Here is a 15,617-nt window from a genome sequence, read left to right on the forward strand (position 1 = left end):
GTCTGGATTGTCGCACCGAGCGTTCAGTCACTCTGCCCAACATCGAGGTCAAATATCTGGTCAGGAGCATCTGGGACCAACCACGCGGGGACGACTCGTGTGAGGACGACCATGCCCGTCAGTTCGACGAGCGTCTGGGTGACCACGACCGCTGGTGCGAGCGCATAGCCAGATGGCAGCGCCAGCGCCAGCGGAAGAATGACCAGCGAGTTCCGCGTGACGGCGGTGAACACGAGCGCTCGGCTCTCGCCAGCCTCCATCCCCAGCACGCCCGCTACGAATCGACCGAGCAGCGGCATAATGACCAAGAACGCCACGTAGACGGGGACGACCGACGCGATCTGTCCGATCGAATCCTGTACGCGCGGCAGCTGGGAGGCGATCACGACGAACAGCGTCGCCCCCATCATCGGGACCGGCAACCACCCCATCGTGTCCTGCCACTGTGCGCCGCGGCTGGAGCGCTCCGCCCAGTATTCGGTCGCCCATGCGAGCGTCAGTGGCAGCGCGATGATGACGACGAACGCCTCGATGAACGGCCCGGCCTCGATGAACTCGGCTACCTGCTGACCCATGAACAGCCAGAGATACAGCGGGAGCAACAACAGCTGGATGAGCATCAGCGCCGGCGTCGCGGCCGTGATCTGCTCGGCGTCACCGCCTGCGAGTTCGGTGAACGTGATGACGTAATCGATACACGGCGTCAACAACACCATGAACGCGCCAACGAGGATGACCGGCTCCTGCGGGAGAAACCGCGTGAGGCCGAACACGACGATCGGCACGACAATGAAGTTCAGCCCGAGCGCGGCCGTCATGAACCGGCCGTTTCGGAACGCCCGCCGAATCCGGACGAACGGAATCTCGAGGAACGTGACGTACAACAGCACCGCGAGCACGGGGTTGATGAGCGGTTCCAGCACCGAGCTCGCGCTTGGAAGTCCGAGGCCGACACCAATTGCGAGGATCACTCCGACGGCGTAGATGCCGACTTGATTGTGCTGTACCCACTGTTTCGAGAGCCGTGTCATACTGTGAGTGTAGGAAGGCGACTGTGTGTGTCTATTGTAGTCGAATTCATTTGTGATGCGTGTTCGTCTATTCGGGGAGAGGACAGCCAGCGATTTCACCGCCTCGCATTCCGTCAGCTAACCAGTAGAGCGAGAGCAGCAACATGACCACCGCGAGCACGCTGAATTCAAGCCCATCGAGCGGTAGCGCGAGGAGGAGTCCGGACGCACCAGCGACCGAGAGGAGCCCGGCGAGCACCGCCGACCCGCATGCCGCACACCCAGCTCCGAGTGTTCCGAGGACGATCCCGCCGAGGCTCCCGGATCCTTGGCCGACCGACAACCTGTGTTCGCGGACGTGGTAGGTCGCGACGGACAAATTGATGCCGATGAGGACCGCTGTTAGGAGGAGTACTGTTCCCTGGAGTGCGGTATATGCAGTCCCAACGAACGGATACAGTTCAACGATGACCGTCGCCCGACTCTCCCACGGTAGACGGCTTCTAAAGACGACCTGCTGGAGGAGGGCAACATTCCGGGAGAACACGAACATCGAAAGCCCGAGGACAGCATATCCAGTTGCCAGGACGACGTACTGCGGGAGGGAAAGGACGAGTCGGACCGTGCGGCCAACCAGTCGCCACTCGGCAACGCTGGTCGGTATCCGCGGACGGAGGGTAACAGCCATCCGGAATCACACTCCGAGTGAACTCGCGAACACGTCGTACGATTGCGGACCGACGATTTTGGTTGCGAACGAACCCTCGCTAAACAGGAAAAACGTCGGTGTTCCCTGCACGCCCGCATCTTGCGATGCTTGTAGATCTACATCTACTACATCTCGTGGCATTTCGTTTTGTACATCGCTGATGACAGCGGCCGCGTCAACGTCGGTCTGGTCAGCCAGGTACTGCCTGGTGACCTCTTGCACGTTCTCCATCCCGATGTTCGCCTGTTCTCTGTAGTAGAACGTTTTGAGTCCCCAGAACGCCGCAACACTGCGGCTGTGGGTCGCCTCGAGAGCCAGAACAGCAGGGTCACCCCACTGGTAGACGACGGGGATCCCGCGGAACACGAACGAGACTCGCCCTGGGTCGATGAGTTCGGATTTCAATCGAGGGAACGTGGAGCGCTCGAACCGGGCACAGGCCGGGCACGACGGGTCCTCGAACGCGACGATTGTTCCCTCGGCCTCCGACGGCGACGGTCCAAGCGTTGGCTGCGCCCCGAGCTTCGTCGCCGCGGGGTGCTCCGCCAGCGACTTCCCACCTCCACCACCTGAGTCACTGAGGAGCGTCGCCCCAGCGACGCCACCAAGACCGAGGGCTCCTCCATACAACAAATGTCGCCTGCTCAGACTGGCGTTCGCGACCGCACTGGCGGGTCCTTGATATTCGAGCCGGTCGCGAAACGTCAGTTCGCCCACTTCGGCCGTTGCCCGCGCTCGCGCTTTGTTCGACAGGCTGTCGCCGTGGACTGCAAGCCAGTGTGCATACAGCGCGTTCTGGTCGTCAAACTCGGTGCCGCAGTGGTGACAGGCGCCATGAGCATCCCAGCAGTGGTCGTCGAGGCTGGATTCGGACGTGAAGCCGGCATCGCAAATCGGACAGGCGTGATCTGTCATACGAATCGAATCACCTCCTGGTTGTCAAGGCCGATGAGTATGACTGCTCCTACGAGGACACCAAGGTTCTGCCAGGTAGGCCCCGCAGTACTTGCGGCAACGATCATAATCGGGATAGTTAGGAACGCCGCCAGCCAAGAGCGCCGGTCGAGCAGCAACATCCCAGCAGCGACGAGCTCGATACCGCCGACGACCGGGACCAGCACAGTTGGGGCCGGGAGTCCCAGCGACCCAAAGAACCGAACCGACGTTCCGTAGGTGATGAATTTACTCGCTCCCGGCACGAGCAATAATGCCGCGATACCGATGCGGAGAACCGGGCGGAGATTACGTCGGAGACCGATGTCCCCGTCCTCTATTTCGTGAGCCATCGATCAGTTCCGAGGGTGCCCCTGCTCGTCGAGCGCCTCGCGAATCTCCGCAAGCGTCCCGTTCGTGGTGTACTCGTCGACCCACGCGCGATGTGCCTCATCTCGGCGGGCTTTCTCTTTGAGATGCTCTGCAACCTTGGCTCTCGCGAACTGTGCCTTCGCGTCCTCCGAGGAGTTACAGACCGGACAGTCTTCCTCAACGACGTCCGTCATGCGTAGTGTTCCTCCAGGTAGGCGACGATGTCGTTGGATTCGTACATCGTCACGCCGCGCTGGTGGTCGATAATGAACGGAATTTGGTCTCCCCCACCAAGCGTACGCAGCTGATCGTGGGTCTGTTCGTTCCGGGTCTCACCGGCGGCAGAGCGCGGGTTGTGGACGACGTACGAGACACCCAAGTCGGTCAGTGTCTCGCGGACGTTAGCCGAGTATTGGCACCTCTCTGCCTGATAGAGTTCTAACATGGAGCGTATGAGATAGCGGCTACACTGGGACGCTCAGGCGTGTGCGTGAGCGCGGTCGTGGACAGCTTCAGTGATTGCTTCGAGGTCGATCTCGCCGTCGTGCTCGTCTTTGTCCCAGACGAGGTCGTCGTCCGCGTGGACTTTGAACACGCCGTCGTGGCCGGGCTGGAGCCGGACGCCGTCGAGATCCTGCCCGAACTCTTCGAGCAATGTTTCCTGCGTCTCGACGGCGTATTCGAGCAGACCACACGGCACACAGTATTCGATGTTGACTTCCGTCATTACAAATCACCCGAGGAGCGCCGGGAGTATAATTATCATGTACCTGTTACGAAATGAGGTTTCGTCGGCGAAACCGTAGTTTCGTTTGTATACGACGTATCTTTGAGGAACTCCTATCCGTGGGGCTGTCCAACAGAGCGGTATGAGTGATTCGGCCGAGGTTCCGGAGGACGAATGTCTGGCAGTCTGGTGCGCGGGCGACGACTGGTGTGCAGTTACGTGTGCGATGGACGTTATCGGGAAGAAGTGGCACCCGGTTATCATCCACCGCCTGCTGCAACACGACGAACTCCGGTTCAACGAACTCAGTACCGAAGTCGGCGCGATTACGAACAAGATGCTCTCGCAGAGTCTCGACGACCTCGAAGAGAAGGAACTGGTCGACCGGGAAATCGTGAGTGAGAAGCCCGTCGCCGTCGAATACTCGCTGACCGATCGGGGAGAGTCGCTGCAACCAGTGATCGACTCACTCGAAGAGTGGGGGAAAACGTATCTCCGGCCTGCGGAAAGTGAAGAAGATGCTGCCTGCCAGACCGGGCGTTAGTGGGTGGTAATACACCCAGAAGGTCCAGGAGAAAGATCAGCCCCGCAGCAGTGTGCGTTGATCTTCACGATAACTGCATTCTAAGAAATTAGGAGCGCACCAACAGCTGACGATATCAAGAATATAGCACATGAGAAATTATATGTTTAGCCTAGTCTAATTCTTTCACAATGCTGAGCGCGGTCATGGAGGATTATCTCAAAGCGATTTATTACCTTCAGGGCGAAACAGACGACCGAGTACGAACCTCGGCTCTCGCTGAGTACATGGACGTTGAACAACCCTCCGTCACCAGCATGGTGAAAAAATTGGCCGAGCGTGATTTGGTACATCATGAGCCCTACAAGGGGGTTGAACTCACAGACACCGGCATTCCTATCGCGCTCGAAATCGTTCGCCACCACCGGCTTTTAGAACGATATCTGACGGATCACCTTGAGTACGATTGGGCTGAGGTGCACGACGAAGCAGATCGCCTCGAACACCACATCAGCAATCAATTCGCGGACCGGATAGCTGAGCAGTTAGGCGATCCCGCAGTTGACCCACATGGCGACCCGATTCCCACCGCGGAGCTGGATATTTCTGCACCGAAATGCGGTGAAACACTGGCCGATCAACAAGTGGGCGACAGCGTTCGAATCGAACGCGTGCCAGACGAAGACGCTGATCTACTCCGATATCTGTCCGAACACGGGATTCACCCGGGAACTGAAGTAGAAATCGTTGAGGTCACCTCATTTGGGATGGTGACACTCGATCTCGACGGTGGCGACGAACCAGTTGCACTTCCCGAGAAAGTCGCCCGCTCTGTATCCGTTCTATCTGTGTCTGAGGATACAAGCTAACCTAGTCGGAACCTCACCTGGCAAGATATTAGTTTAGACTCAATCAAAGTTTAGATGAGTCAAATATATACGTTGGATAGGTCAAAAGACTCTTATGGGCATCCAGAGGCTTGACCAGCGGAGGAGATCATGCCATCGATAGATTACAGTAGCGCAGCAGACGTCACAGAACGGCTCGAAGAGCGACTGGTCGAATCACTCACCGGTGAGACGAGCGTCAGTCGCCGCACGGTGCTCGGCGGTCTCGGTGTTGCCGGGAGTGCAGCCGTCGGACTCGGGAGTTCTCGGGCAAGTGCCGCCTCCGATCACGACGATGAGGATGAACATGGTAACTTCGGTGCGGTGGGCGAATACCGGGATTTGGATTTCGACCCCCACGAGTTCCTCACCGCATTCAATACGGGGGACAGCGGGCAAGATAACGTTCCCCAACAGGTCTACGAGGAGAATGGCCGAACCGTACGAGAGTTCGAATTCACCGCCGTCGACACCACGATAGCAATCGCTCCGGGCGTTGAGTTCCAGGCGTGGGCGTACAACGGCCAAGTACCGGGGCCGACGATCCGCGCCGTTGAGGGCGACCTGATCCGCGTGAAGTTCACGAATCTGGGACGACACGCGCACACGATCCATCCACACCTGAAGAACCTCAACCCGCGAATGGACGGGATCCCCCAGAACGGGCCTGGCGTCCTCGATACGGGCGAGTCATTCACCTACGAGTGGATCGCCCAACCCGCCGGCACGCACTTCTATCACTGCCACTCACTCCCGTTGAAAGAGCACATCCACCGCGGACTCTACGGCACGATCATCGTCGATCCGGACCCCGAACGCGTCAGGGAGAATCCACGCGAGTACGTCAACTACCCGGGCCCGATTACCGATGACTTCCGAGAGCAGCTCGTCGAAGAGGCGAAGAGCCGGAATCACGAGTACGCCGAAAACGACGCCGTCAACGAGATGGTCATGGTGATGAACTCGTTCGACACCAACTTCGACGGCGGTAACGAGGTCTACGCGGCGAACACACGGGCGTTCGGATACGGAGTCGGTGATACCGACGGCGAGGGCAACTGGACGGCGGGCGAGACGAAACGTCCCATCCAGATCGACAAGAACGAACGCCAGCGCGTGTATCTCTCCAATGCGACGGAGTTTGACCTCATCAATTCGTTCCACACCCACTCGCAGTTCTTCAACTATTACGACCACGGGACGACGCTAACGCCGACGCGCAAGACCGTGGACACGATCATGCAGTGCCAGGCCCAGCGCGGTATTCTCGAGTTCGATTATTCGGACCACGAGCCCGGGCTGTACATGTTCCACGCCCATCAGTCGGAGTTCGCCGAACTCGGCTGGATGAGCTTCTTCGAGGTGGTCTAACATGACGGACAAGACACGGGGTTCGACAACGGACGGTGGTGTACCAGCTGAGAACGAAATCACACAACCGCTCGGCCTTCCGAAATGGGTCAGTGCGTTACTCCCGATCGTGTTGCTCGTGCTCGTCCTGGGCGTGTTTGCGTTCACGTCACCGCTCGCCGGGGTTCAGAGCGGCGAACCACTTCCTGACGTAACGGTCACGCACACGACGCTTCCGAGCGACGAAACGGTCGTCCTGCACGTGACGAACAACGGGCCCGAATCCGTGACGATATCACAGGTCCTCATCGACGAGGCGTACTGGGATTTCCGGGTCGAAGGAGCCGGTGATGACCAAACGCTGGCCCCGATGGAAAGCGCACAGATCGTGATTCCGTATCACTGGAATCCGGGGTGGGACCTCGAGGTCGCGCTCGTGCTCTCTGACGGAGCGACGTTCCATAACACGATCGTCGCGCCGAGTCAGTCGCCCGGGTTTAGCCTCAGTCTGCTCGGGACGCTCGCAGTCATCGGACTGTTCGTCGGCGTCATCCCAGTCGCATTAGGGATGCTCTGGTTCCCCTACATCAAGACGATGAGCGATCGGTGGCTGCACGCCGTGCTCTTGTTCGCGGCCGGCGTACTGGGCTTCTTGGCGTTTGACGCTGGGTTCGAAGCGTTCGAGCTCGCCGAACGAGTTCCAGGTGCGTACGAAGGGAACCTCTTGGTCGTCTTCGGGATCTTCGGCGCACTCCTGCTCGTCCAGGCGATCAGTGCGTGGCGTGAGGGGCGTGTCGCCGCTGGTGATAGCCGGGCGAGTAGCGGTCTCTGGATCGCCTATCTGGTCGCAATCGGAATCGGCCTGCACAACCTCGCGGAGGGGCTGGCAATCGGGAGTTCGTTCGCACTCGGACGTGTGTCGCTCGGCGCATTCCTCGTGATCGGGTTCATGCTCCACAACGTGACGGAGGGTCCGGCTGTCGTCGCGCCGGTCGCCCGCGGAGAACGTCCAGCTCTCAAGCATTTCGTAGCGCTCGGCGTCATCGCCGGCGCACCGGTCATCCTCGGTGGCTGGATCGGCAGTCTCGCATACTCGCCGACGATCGGTGCCTTCTTCCTCGCGATCGGGGTTGGCGCAATCCTGCAGGTCGACTGGGAGATCGCGCGAATGGTTCGCGATGCCGGCGGTCGCGTGGCGAGTGCGACGAACCTACTCGCGTTCCTGTTCGGCCTCGCTATCATGTACGTGACTGACCTCTTCGTGGCGCTCTAATCGGCACCATCCATCTCTGTATCAATGTCACCCGAATTCTATGATCGGCGGACGGTGTTGCGACTCAGCACTGCCACCCTAGCGACGCTCAGCACCGCTGGCTGTTTGAGCGGGCAGGCGTCGTCGGGCCAGACCGTCACGATGCCCGCCAACCTCACGTTCGAGCCGAAGACTGCGACGGTCGAAACAGGTGGGACGGTAACGTGGACGAACGAGAGCGACATCGAGCACACAGTCACAGCGTATGAAGACGAGATTCCAGACGGGTCCGCGTACTTCGCAAGCGGTGGGTTCGAGTCAGAACGCGCAGCGAGGAACCGGGTCACCGAAGGGCTCATCGCTCCGGGCGAGAACTACGAACACACGTTCGATCAGCCGGGAACGTACGGATACTTCTGTATCCCACATGAGGGGTCTGGGATGGTCGGGACAGTGCGAGTAAAGTAAGCGGACAACCGAATTGCTATTCTCCAAACCGCTGACCTCCCTATCACACACATGGTTGAGGGCGTCACTCATGCTATACTTATATTCCGTGACGGCATACAAAGGGTATGTTCGTCGGACATTTTCTGGCTGCGTTCGCCATAGCGGCGACCCTCGCCGCCTGGCGAGGGTGGCCAGAGGAGCGTGCGCTTGCGGTTGGAGCACTGGCTGGCTCGTTTGCAACGCTCCCAGATATCGATATGCTGTACGCCGTAGTTGGGCTTGTCGGCAGCCTGGAAGGCGCATTCATAACTTCCGACGCGTTCTGGGATGTCGCAAACGAAATTCATCGGGGGGCCACCCATTCGCTTATCGTCAGTGTCATTGCAGCAATCGGATTTGCCGCTTGGCGCGCTCGTGATGACTACGGCTCCCGAGTCGGCACACTTGGGGGACTCATCTTCGGCGGCCTTATTGTCATCGTCACAGTCGTTGATGGAATCGCCCCGGGCGCTGTGGTCACCGCGTTCGTCCTTGCTGGAGTTGGGCTGGTTACATTTGCCGAGCGCGTCGGCCTCGGTCCGACAGCAGTTCTCAGCGCTGGAGTCCTTGGGCTCGTATCGCATCCGTTTGGCGACGTATTAGCTGGTCCGTCGCCGGCACTATTCTATCCTCTTCCGATCCAAGCCGGTTTATTGAACGGTCAGATTCTCCTCAATTCCGATCCGACGCTGCATCTCCTCGGCGCATTCTTCATTGAACTCACGATAATTTGGGCGGGGTTACTTGTCGTTGCAAGGCTGCGAGGATGGCGCCTCATGCGGCATATCAACCGGCGTGCAGCGCTCGGGGTTGCTTATGCAGGAGCGGTCTTCGCGATTCCCGCACCGACTGTTGAGACCGCGTCACCGTTCGTATTCAGCGTCCTCACAGTTGGTTTTATTGGTACTCCGAGTCGTTCGAGGTGGCGAGAGGACAGATCTACCCAGCTAATTGATGCTATTACGACTGCGCTGGCTGCTGTTACGCTCGCAGCCGCCGCGTACGCCGTGATGTATCTGATACTGTTCGCGTAGCCACACTGGCACCTCACAGTGGTGAGCCAAAAGATAAGACACAAATCCGGACGGCTTCAAAATTACATTCGAAGCCAAGCTCATGGAAGAGAAACACCTCCTACTGACGGTGTTACTCGGTGTTGTCTCACTGCTAGTACTCACCGTATTCGTCGTCCGATTGGTATAGGGTACACAGGATGGTCAATGATGTAGTTACGGATGCCTCCAGCTTACGACAGTGGGCTTGAATTAATATGAACCAACAAATCATAACATCGCAAATGAGACGATGAATCGACGAATGTTTCTCAAACAGGGAGCTGCACTCTCAGGTGGACTGCTGCTGTCTGGGTGTCTGGATCGTCTCGGGTTCGAGACGCAGTCTGCATGGCGAGATCCACCGCTCGTGGAAGATCGACCAGACGCCGTCTACTATCCCGCCATCATCGAAGGGATGGGAATGTACGGGACGACGACAGCCGGCGATATCGGATTTGCCTTGATGCACTCATTCCCGCATCGCTTCTGGAACCTCACCGGCTCTCGCAAAACGAAAGTCGTCGTTCGATCTGATGATTCGGTACATCTGATGGTGAGTGTCTGGGACACCGAGACGGAGACGATTCTCCCAGTCGACGTTTCTGTCGAAATCAACAATAGCGACGGTCGAGTGTCATCGACCACCCTCTGGCCGATGATTTCGCCGAATATGGGGTTCCACTACGGCGACAATATCGCTCTCCCAGGGGAAGGGCAGTATGATGTGACGCTTCAAGTCGGCCCGTTGCAGACATCTCGTACGAATCCATTCGACGGGCGATTTACAGAGGGACAGTCTGCCACGATGCAATTCACGTTCGATACGGATGAGACGTACAATTTGGAAATTCGCCGGTTGGGAAAAAAAGCGGGCACTCGTGGGACAGTCGATCTAATGGATATGGAAATGATCCCTGAACCGGTCGTACCGACAAAATCTGAGCTTCCTGGTCGACTTCTCCACGAAGGGCAATCTGGTGATGCGACGATATTCGTTGCTCTCGTTGATGGTGACCATCGGTTTAGTGAGAGTGGCGGACCCTTCTTGATCGTCTCTCCTCGAACACCTCACAATCGCGTAATGCTCCCGAGGATGGCTCTGTCTGCAACACTCAACCGAGGGGGAGACACAATTGCTCAGGGCTCACTCCAAGCATCTCTTGATCCCGGCCTCGGGAGTTTCTATGGCATGAGTCTTGATGAACTCAACTCCGGCGATACGATCAGAATTACGGTAGAGTCACCGCCCCAACTGGCGCGCCACGATGGCTACGAAACCGCGTTCCTCAACATGGCGCCGATTGAATTTACTGTTGAGTAAAGTTCCTATTGGACTGTGTCTGTCAGTCAGTATGGGAGTGGCTATACCATCGAAATTTGAATGAAATATAGAGGGGTAGTTCGGTGATTTGATTATTGTTCTGTGACTTCTCTGCGTTGTCCATAGAATTACGCAAGATCGCTCATCCGTAGCACATTGTTGATTTCACAACGTTGCTCGAAGAGCGTGTTTGAGAGCGTCTCGGCCGGGTTTCCGAAACAGCTCTCGGCGTAGTTGAAACGCTCTGAGATACTGTGTTAGCTTGTCTTTGGAGATACCTCGGTGGGGCGAGAGCCACCGTCGCACCCGCGACGCGTGGCTCTCGCAGGTGTTGACGTGCACCTCGTCGTCGGCGTATTCGCCGTCGCCGTGGACGACGTATTCGCGGTCGAATGCGTCGTCGTCTTCAAGCGGTTCGTACGCTCGAAAGCCGTCGGTATAGACAGTGAGTGACTCCTGCTGGCGGTCGGCCAGCAGGAGTCGAATCGTCGATTCGTCTGCGGCTTTCGCTGGAATCACGTACCGCTGTCCGGTGCCACGGTCGGCGATGATGAAGATTGGTGGCTTGTCGCTGCTATACGAACCACGCCCGCGCGTGGACAGGCCACGCGAGCGCGACTCCCGGTCGCGCTCGCGGCCTTTCTTCCCGGCAGAAACGTACACTTCGTCGATTTCGACCGGGCCGACGAGATTGAGGGAAGGCGCATCGAGCGCTCTGACAAAGCGCTCGATGCGCCGGTGCATCGTTTTGTGTGTCACCTCGATTTCGCACTGTAGTTGGCGGAGACTCGTGTTAAACCGGAGAAACGCGTAAATTGCGAACAGCCACCGTCGGAGCGCAATCTTCGAATGAGCGAAGATTGTGCCAGTCTTATCGTTGAACGTGCGGTCGCAATTCTTACAGAGATACCGTTGAAACTCTCTGTAGCTGCCGTTTCTGACCGTCCGGTCAGAACGGCAGCGAGGACAGGTAACACCATCACGCCAGCGAACCTGCTCCAACAGGTCCGCTGCGACCGATTCCGACCCAAACACATCTAGCGGAATCATTCGTGTCGGGCACCGCTGACGCGGTGTCCTTGTCCTCTTCGACTCCGCAGCCACCGCTCTGCAGTATCAACAATCTCCTACGCAAGAGCGACGCAAGATAATTATATTGCAGCAGCCAATGATCAGTACAAATGATGCCATGGGGACATTTTTTGATTGCCGTTATTCCTTATATAAGCTACAGCTTAATTCGCCATCGAAAGATGCCGAACGGACCGATATTACTGGTTTTATTATTCGGAACACAATTTCCAGATCTCGTTGATAAGCCACTCGCGTGGCAATTTGATGTGCTCATCAATGGCCGTATCTTCATGCACTCGCTCGTATTTGCGGTCCCCCTTTCAGTTGCCATACTCCTGCTGGCATGGATATATGACCGCAGGACGATAGGTGGAACCTTCGTTTTCGGTTATTTATTACATATCCCTGGCGATTTCTATACAGCGTTTATACGGAGTGGACTACACATTCCTAATAATATGCTCTGGCCTCTCTTTTCCCCAAGTCCAATTTCTAAACCTGAATTCGTAACCCAGCCAGGCTTGTTAACATTTACTGGGTGGGACATCGTAGCAGTCGGGATTGGAACGGTTCTGATTGGGTATACATTCATAACGACTATTAATTCAGCTCGAAAATATAGTACATCCCTGCGAATAATATAGCAAGAATCCAACAGTTCACTCGCAGTCTTTACGAATGATGGTTGTGCGATATTAAATTGGAACCGATAGATTAGAAAATAGTTCAGTCTAAGAAAGATATGGGGGGATAGCTCCAGTCAATGAGAGAATCCAGAGACTTACCGCAGTATATCCGATCATCACAAGAACAAATGGGTACTGGCTCCGAATTGCGACCATTCGACTGGAGAACGTGTTGTACGCGACCCCGTGAGCAGTAAAAACAGCTAACAAATGCCCAATGAGAACTGCTGCGATTTTTAATCCATCGAACCATGCTGGTATTGATAACACTGTGGGATTGGCTGGAGGCGAAAGTGGTGATAAAAGCCCCGTAGCCAATGCAGGAGCTAAAGTGACGAATAGTTCGGCGTAATGAGCGAAATGATAGCCGGCAGCAATTGCTATCAGCGGAGGTGCAAATCGGAATGCAATTTCGGTACTGTCGATATATGTTCTGGTCCACCGCCGCGACAATTGACTGGCATACCAATACGCATAAAAAAAGACTAGGTATCCCCCTATGAGAAGTAGGGTGTAAACTGGCACAGCAATATATTCAACTGCGAGCCCAACACTGGGGACAACAGTAACTATCGTCTCAATAACCGTTGCCCCAGTCTGCGTTGTTATGAACCCGCTGAATGTGAGTTCCCAAATAAGCGCTATAATGAATGCTATATCAGATAGATCTTCCAAGAAATCCGAATCTGTGAGTGCACTTGCGGGAAGTCTGAGGCCGATTCCATTGTTGTCACGATAAACTGGGGCGGCAGTTCCGAAGAATCTAAATAGTACTGACCAGGGATCAGCATTTTTAAACCACGATTTCGGCCCAAATATAATCCCCCCACTTATTGTGACAACCGAATAGACTGCAATTACTGCCACAAGCGTTCCAGGAACCGTACTAATTGGGAATATAAGTTCAACCCACACAAGGAGGAGTACACCAACTACTGCAGGCCACCGGTGCCAGGAATCTGGGTACTTGAGAAACCCAGATGGGACAACTGTTACTATCGTATGCCATGGGTTTAGCGCTGACCAGGCATTTCCTACTAAATATGCGAGTATCGGCAGCCCTGCACGTGCCCCGGCAAACGTAACCAAGATAGCAAGATTGGACGTTGGGAGAGAGGGCCCCGTGTAGCCCACGTACAGAACAAGGATAAGAATACTAACTCCAAGGAGTTGCGTGACCCGACGTAGCACTCGAATCCAGCTATGCTCAGCAATGAGGTGACGGTGGTATCGTTCGAGCCGTTGGATGAAGAACCGATCAGTAACGAAACTGGCCAAGAGCGCCGAAGCGCCAATCGCAGCGCTGCCCGTCATAAGATATAACCACTTCGGAATACTGAGGGTGTCTCGTGGCTGTTTTGAGAGGGTTAGACCGTTACCGGCAGCTGCAGGTCCTACTATTAACAAGAATACGCATACAGCCGCGACTCCGCCAACAATGATTGAGCTTCGAGCAGTTAGTGCCGATAGAGGTGTTAACAAACGGGTGGTGGAACTCTGACTTTCGTCGCCCCTATCCACAGGTGGCCTCTTACGCGAAGATGGCATACATAATGAGGAATGTGAAATAGATGAGCACTATCACAATCATACCCTTCAGCCGGAACGATTGAAGTCGTTCTTCTTCTTCTTCGTACGCTTGCTGAAATGCTTCCTTTTCTTCGTCGTCTAATTTAGCTGGGTGTTCCAGTCCCTTGTGTAAGACGAGTCGCTCGCGCTCTGGATAGGGATGAGCACAGTATTGACATGTGTAGGCAGGTGAGCGACTTGGAGGTATGTCGGGTTTCACGTCGACCATGGCCAGTAGTGTATTGTCGGATCTTCACTCTGGATAAATGAGTTAGTTGTGATTTGTCCTATGTGGTCAACCACGTAATGAACACTAATATTACCAACATTAAGATAGTGATATATTTGTATAGTACAAGTAAAGTCACAGCTTAAGATGTCCGCTCAAATATTGGGGTGGAACAATAGCATGGGAGAGAATTATAGCTCCAGAAAGCGCAAATATAGACGATACAAGTCGAGTCAATTTGATATCGCGGTCCGTTGGAACGGGGTTTTCATCATAGTGACCGCGAGTTCGATACTCAATCTTTTCCGCGAATCTGACAGTGTTAGCCGGTGCAAAAATTCCATACACTCCAAGTAGTAACAGGAATCCCCCGGCCATCATATATACATGTGGTGTTACCATATCTAACTATTAGTCCCGATGATTTATTCAAGTTTGTAGGTCTTCTCAGTATTCAGGCCCAGCCAATAACTTGGAGGGTGCAAGTGCAGAATCCAAGTTTGCTCCTCGGCGACCGGTCCTGACGATTCAATTATTTCCTCTCTCGCACTCATCCGTCTGCTGTGGATCGTGTATACGTTAGAGTAATTCGGTTGCTTGCGAGTTCTGAGCTTCCAATCGCCTCGCTTGCTTCTTCATTCGTCGTACCAGCAGGGGCATCTAACATCTGATCAAGCGCATATATCTGAAAACGATGTTCGTACGATTGACCACTCGGTGGACAAGGTGGCTTGTATCCGACGGTTCCACCTCGCTGCCGCCCTTGCCGTGCTCCACCGAGAGATTCGACTCTTTTTGTTCGTGGGATTCCAACCGGGATTCGTTCAGTTTCTGGTGGGATATTCCAAATCGTCCAGAACCGGGGCTCATTAATAGGCCCTTTGCTCCACTCACCAGTGATTGCCAGTGATTTCGTCGGCTCTGGAATTCGGTTGACAATGAACGGCGGTGACTTACCTGTGCCTTCGCAGGTAAACTGCGAGGGTAGTGTGTCCCCAGATTCAAATGCTGGACTAGAGCTAACGAAGGCAGGTTTTTTTGACTCTGATTTCCCGATGCACCCTGATATCACACTGACCGAAGTGGTGCCGAATATCTCCAAGAAATGACGTCGGCGCACGGTTACTGTTCGGTCGCAAGATACTTTTGGCCGTTGGTATCAATTTGCCCGATACCAACAATCTACGCCACAGGGGCATTCGATTAACGATGGCCAGGTTCGGTAATGCTGGTAAGCGTCGGCCTCACCTTCTTTGGAGTCCTTGCGCTTCTCCGGGAAATCAAACACAAGTAGTAACGAGCTACCCTGGCTGGGTCCGGAGAATGGAACGAATTAGCGGCCAAGTTAATAACTTAATCCAATTCTTTTATTAAGCTATGTCATATTTAGGCCGTTTAGTAGCAGTCGATTTAATAAACATGTAGTGGTTA

18 protein-coding genes are annotated in these 15,617 nt (G+C 55.3%); 8 read left to right on the forward strand and 10 right to left on the reverse strand.

Annotation, left to right across the window (positions count from 1 at the left end):
• Positions 1-23 precede the first annotated feature (23 nt).
• The 7 genes from KZ498_RS22735 to KZ498_RS22765 all read right to left on the reverse strand — a co-directional run bounded on the left by KZ498_RS22735 (position 24) and on the right by KZ498_RS22765 (position 3,751).
• Positions 24-1,031 (reverse strand): arsenic resistance protein, encoded by a 1,008-nt coding sequence (locus tag KZ498_RS22735; RefSeq protein ID WP_312621832.1) that lies wholly within the window; start codon positions 1,029-1,031, stop codon positions 24-26.
• Positions 1,032-1,098: 67 nt separating this feature from the next.
• Positions 1,099-1,698 carry a hypothetical protein gene (locus tag KZ498_RS22740; RefSeq protein WP_312621833.1) on the reverse strand — a complete coding sequence of 200 codons (600 nt, stop codon included), beginning with the start codon at positions 1,696-1,698 and terminating at the stop codon, positions 1,099-1,101.
• Positions 1,699-1,704: 6 nt separating this feature from the next.
• Complete coding sequence (locus tag KZ498_RS22745) at positions 1,705-2,634, reverse strand: thioredoxin domain-containing protein (protein ID WP_312621834.1); 930 nt, start codon at positions 2,632-2,634, stop codon at positions 1,705-1,707.
• Positions 2,631-3,005, reverse strand: a complete 375-nt coding sequence (locus tag KZ498_RS22750; RefSeq protein ID WP_312621836.1) for a DoxX family protein — start codon at positions 3,003-3,005, stop codon at positions 2,631-2,633. Before KZ498_RS22750 ends, KZ498_RS22745 begins: the two co-directional genes overlap by 4 nt.
• 3 nt (positions 3,006-3,008) lie before the next feature.
• Positions 3,009-3,218, reverse strand: a complete 210-nt coding sequence (locus KZ498_RS22755; RefSeq protein ID WP_312621837.1) for a hypothetical protein — start codon at positions 3,216-3,218, stop codon at positions 3,009-3,011.
• Positions 3,215-3,469: a glutathione S-transferase N-terminal domain-containing protein gene (locus KZ498_RS22760; RefSeq protein WP_312621838.1), complete on the reverse strand. Its 255-nt coding sequence runs from the start codon at positions 3,467-3,469 to the stop codon at positions 3,215-3,217. Before KZ498_RS22760 ends, KZ498_RS22755 begins: the two co-directional genes overlap by 4 nt.
• 33 nt (positions 3,470-3,502) lie before the next feature.
• Positions 3,503-3,751, reverse strand: a complete 249-nt coding sequence (locus KZ498_RS22765) for an Rdx family protein (RefSeq protein ID WP_312621839.1) — start codon at positions 3,749-3,751, stop codon at positions 3,503-3,505.
• Positions 3,752-3,893: 142 nt separating this feature from the next.
• Between KZ498_RS22765 and KZ498_RS22770 the strand changes: the two genes are divergently transcribed.
• The 7 genes from KZ498_RS22770 to KZ498_RS22800 all read left to right on the forward strand — a co-directional run bounded on the left by KZ498_RS22770 (position 3,894) and on the right by KZ498_RS22800 (position 10,628).
• Entirely contained in the window at positions 3,894-4,295 is a 402-nt protein-coding gene (locus KZ498_RS22770) for a helix-turn-helix domain-containing protein (protein ID WP_312621840.1), read from the forward strand.
• 170 nt (positions 4,296-4,465) lie between these two features.
• Positions 4,466-5,143 (forward strand): metal-dependent transcriptional regulator, encoded by a 678-nt coding sequence (locus KZ498_RS22775; protein WP_312621841.1) that lies wholly within the window; start codon positions 4,466-4,468, stop codon positions 5,141-5,143.
• Between the two features lie 129 nt (positions 5,144-5,272).
• Positions 5,273-6,532, forward strand: coding sequence for a multicopper oxidase domain-containing protein (locus tag KZ498_RS22780; protein WP_312621843.1), 1,260 nt, complete (start codon positions 5,273-5,275; stop codon positions 6,530-6,532).
• A 1-nt stretch (position 6,533) separates the two neighbouring features.
• Positions 6,534-7,784, forward strand: coding sequence for a metal transporter (locus KZ498_RS22785; protein WP_312621845.1), 1,251 nt, complete (start codon positions 6,534-6,536; stop codon positions 7,782-7,784).
• Positions 7,785-7,808: 24 nt separating this feature from the next.
• On the forward strand, positions 7,809-8,231 hold the full coding sequence (locus KZ498_RS22790) for a plastocyanin/azurin family copper-binding protein (RefSeq protein WP_312621846.1): 423 nt from the start codon (positions 7,809-7,811) through the stop codon (positions 8,229-8,231).
• 107 nt (positions 8,232-8,338) lie between these two features.
• Entirely contained in the window at positions 8,339-9,286 is a 948-nt protein-coding gene (locus KZ498_RS22795) for a metal-dependent hydrolase (protein WP_312621848.1), read from the forward strand.
• 271 nt (positions 9,287-9,557) lie between these two features.
• Positions 9,558-10,628, forward strand: a complete 1,071-nt coding sequence (locus KZ498_RS22800; protein ID WP_396276181.1) for an iron transporter — start codon at positions 9,558-9,560, stop codon at positions 10,626-10,628.
• 165 nt (positions 10,629-10,793) lie between these two features.
• On the opposite strand, the gene KZ498_RS22805 is transcribed toward KZ498_RS22800, so the two are convergent.
• Positions 10,794-11,678, reverse strand: coding sequence for an IS1595 family transposase (locus KZ498_RS22805; protein ID WP_312621852.1), 885 nt, complete (start codon positions 11,676-11,678; stop codon positions 10,794-10,796).
• 134 nt (positions 11,679-11,812) lie between these two features.
• On the opposite strand from KZ498_RS22805, the gene KZ498_RS22810 reads away from it, so the two are divergent.
• A complete protein-coding gene (locus KZ498_RS22810; RefSeq protein ID WP_312621972.1) occupies positions 11,813-12,346 on the forward strand; it encodes a metal-dependent hydrolase in 534 nt (177 codons plus the stop codon).
• A gap of 87 nt (positions 12,347-12,433) precedes the next feature.
• Here KZ498_RS22810 and KZ498_RS22815 read toward each other — a convergent pair whose 3' ends face one another.
• Both KZ498_RS22815 and KZ498_RS22820 read right to left on the reverse strand, forming a co-directional pair.
• Positions 12,434-13,522, reverse strand: coding sequence for a hypothetical protein (locus tag KZ498_RS22815; protein ID WP_312621853.1), 1,089 nt, complete (start codon positions 13,520-13,522; stop codon positions 12,434-12,436).
• Positions 13,523-14,736: 1,214 nt separating this feature from the next.
• A complete protein-coding gene (locus KZ498_RS22820; protein WP_312621855.1) occupies positions 14,737-15,306 on the reverse strand; it encodes a YbhB/YbcL family Raf kinase inhibitor-like protein in 570 nt (189 codons plus the stop codon).
• Between the last annotated feature and the right edge of the window lie 311 nt (positions 15,307-15,617).

Origin of the sequence: Haloarcula sp. 1CSR25-25, assembly GCF_032027985.1 — an archaeon.
Taxonomy (GTDB): domain Archaea; phylum Halobacteriota; class Halobacteria; order Halobacteriales; family Haloarculaceae; genus Haloarcula.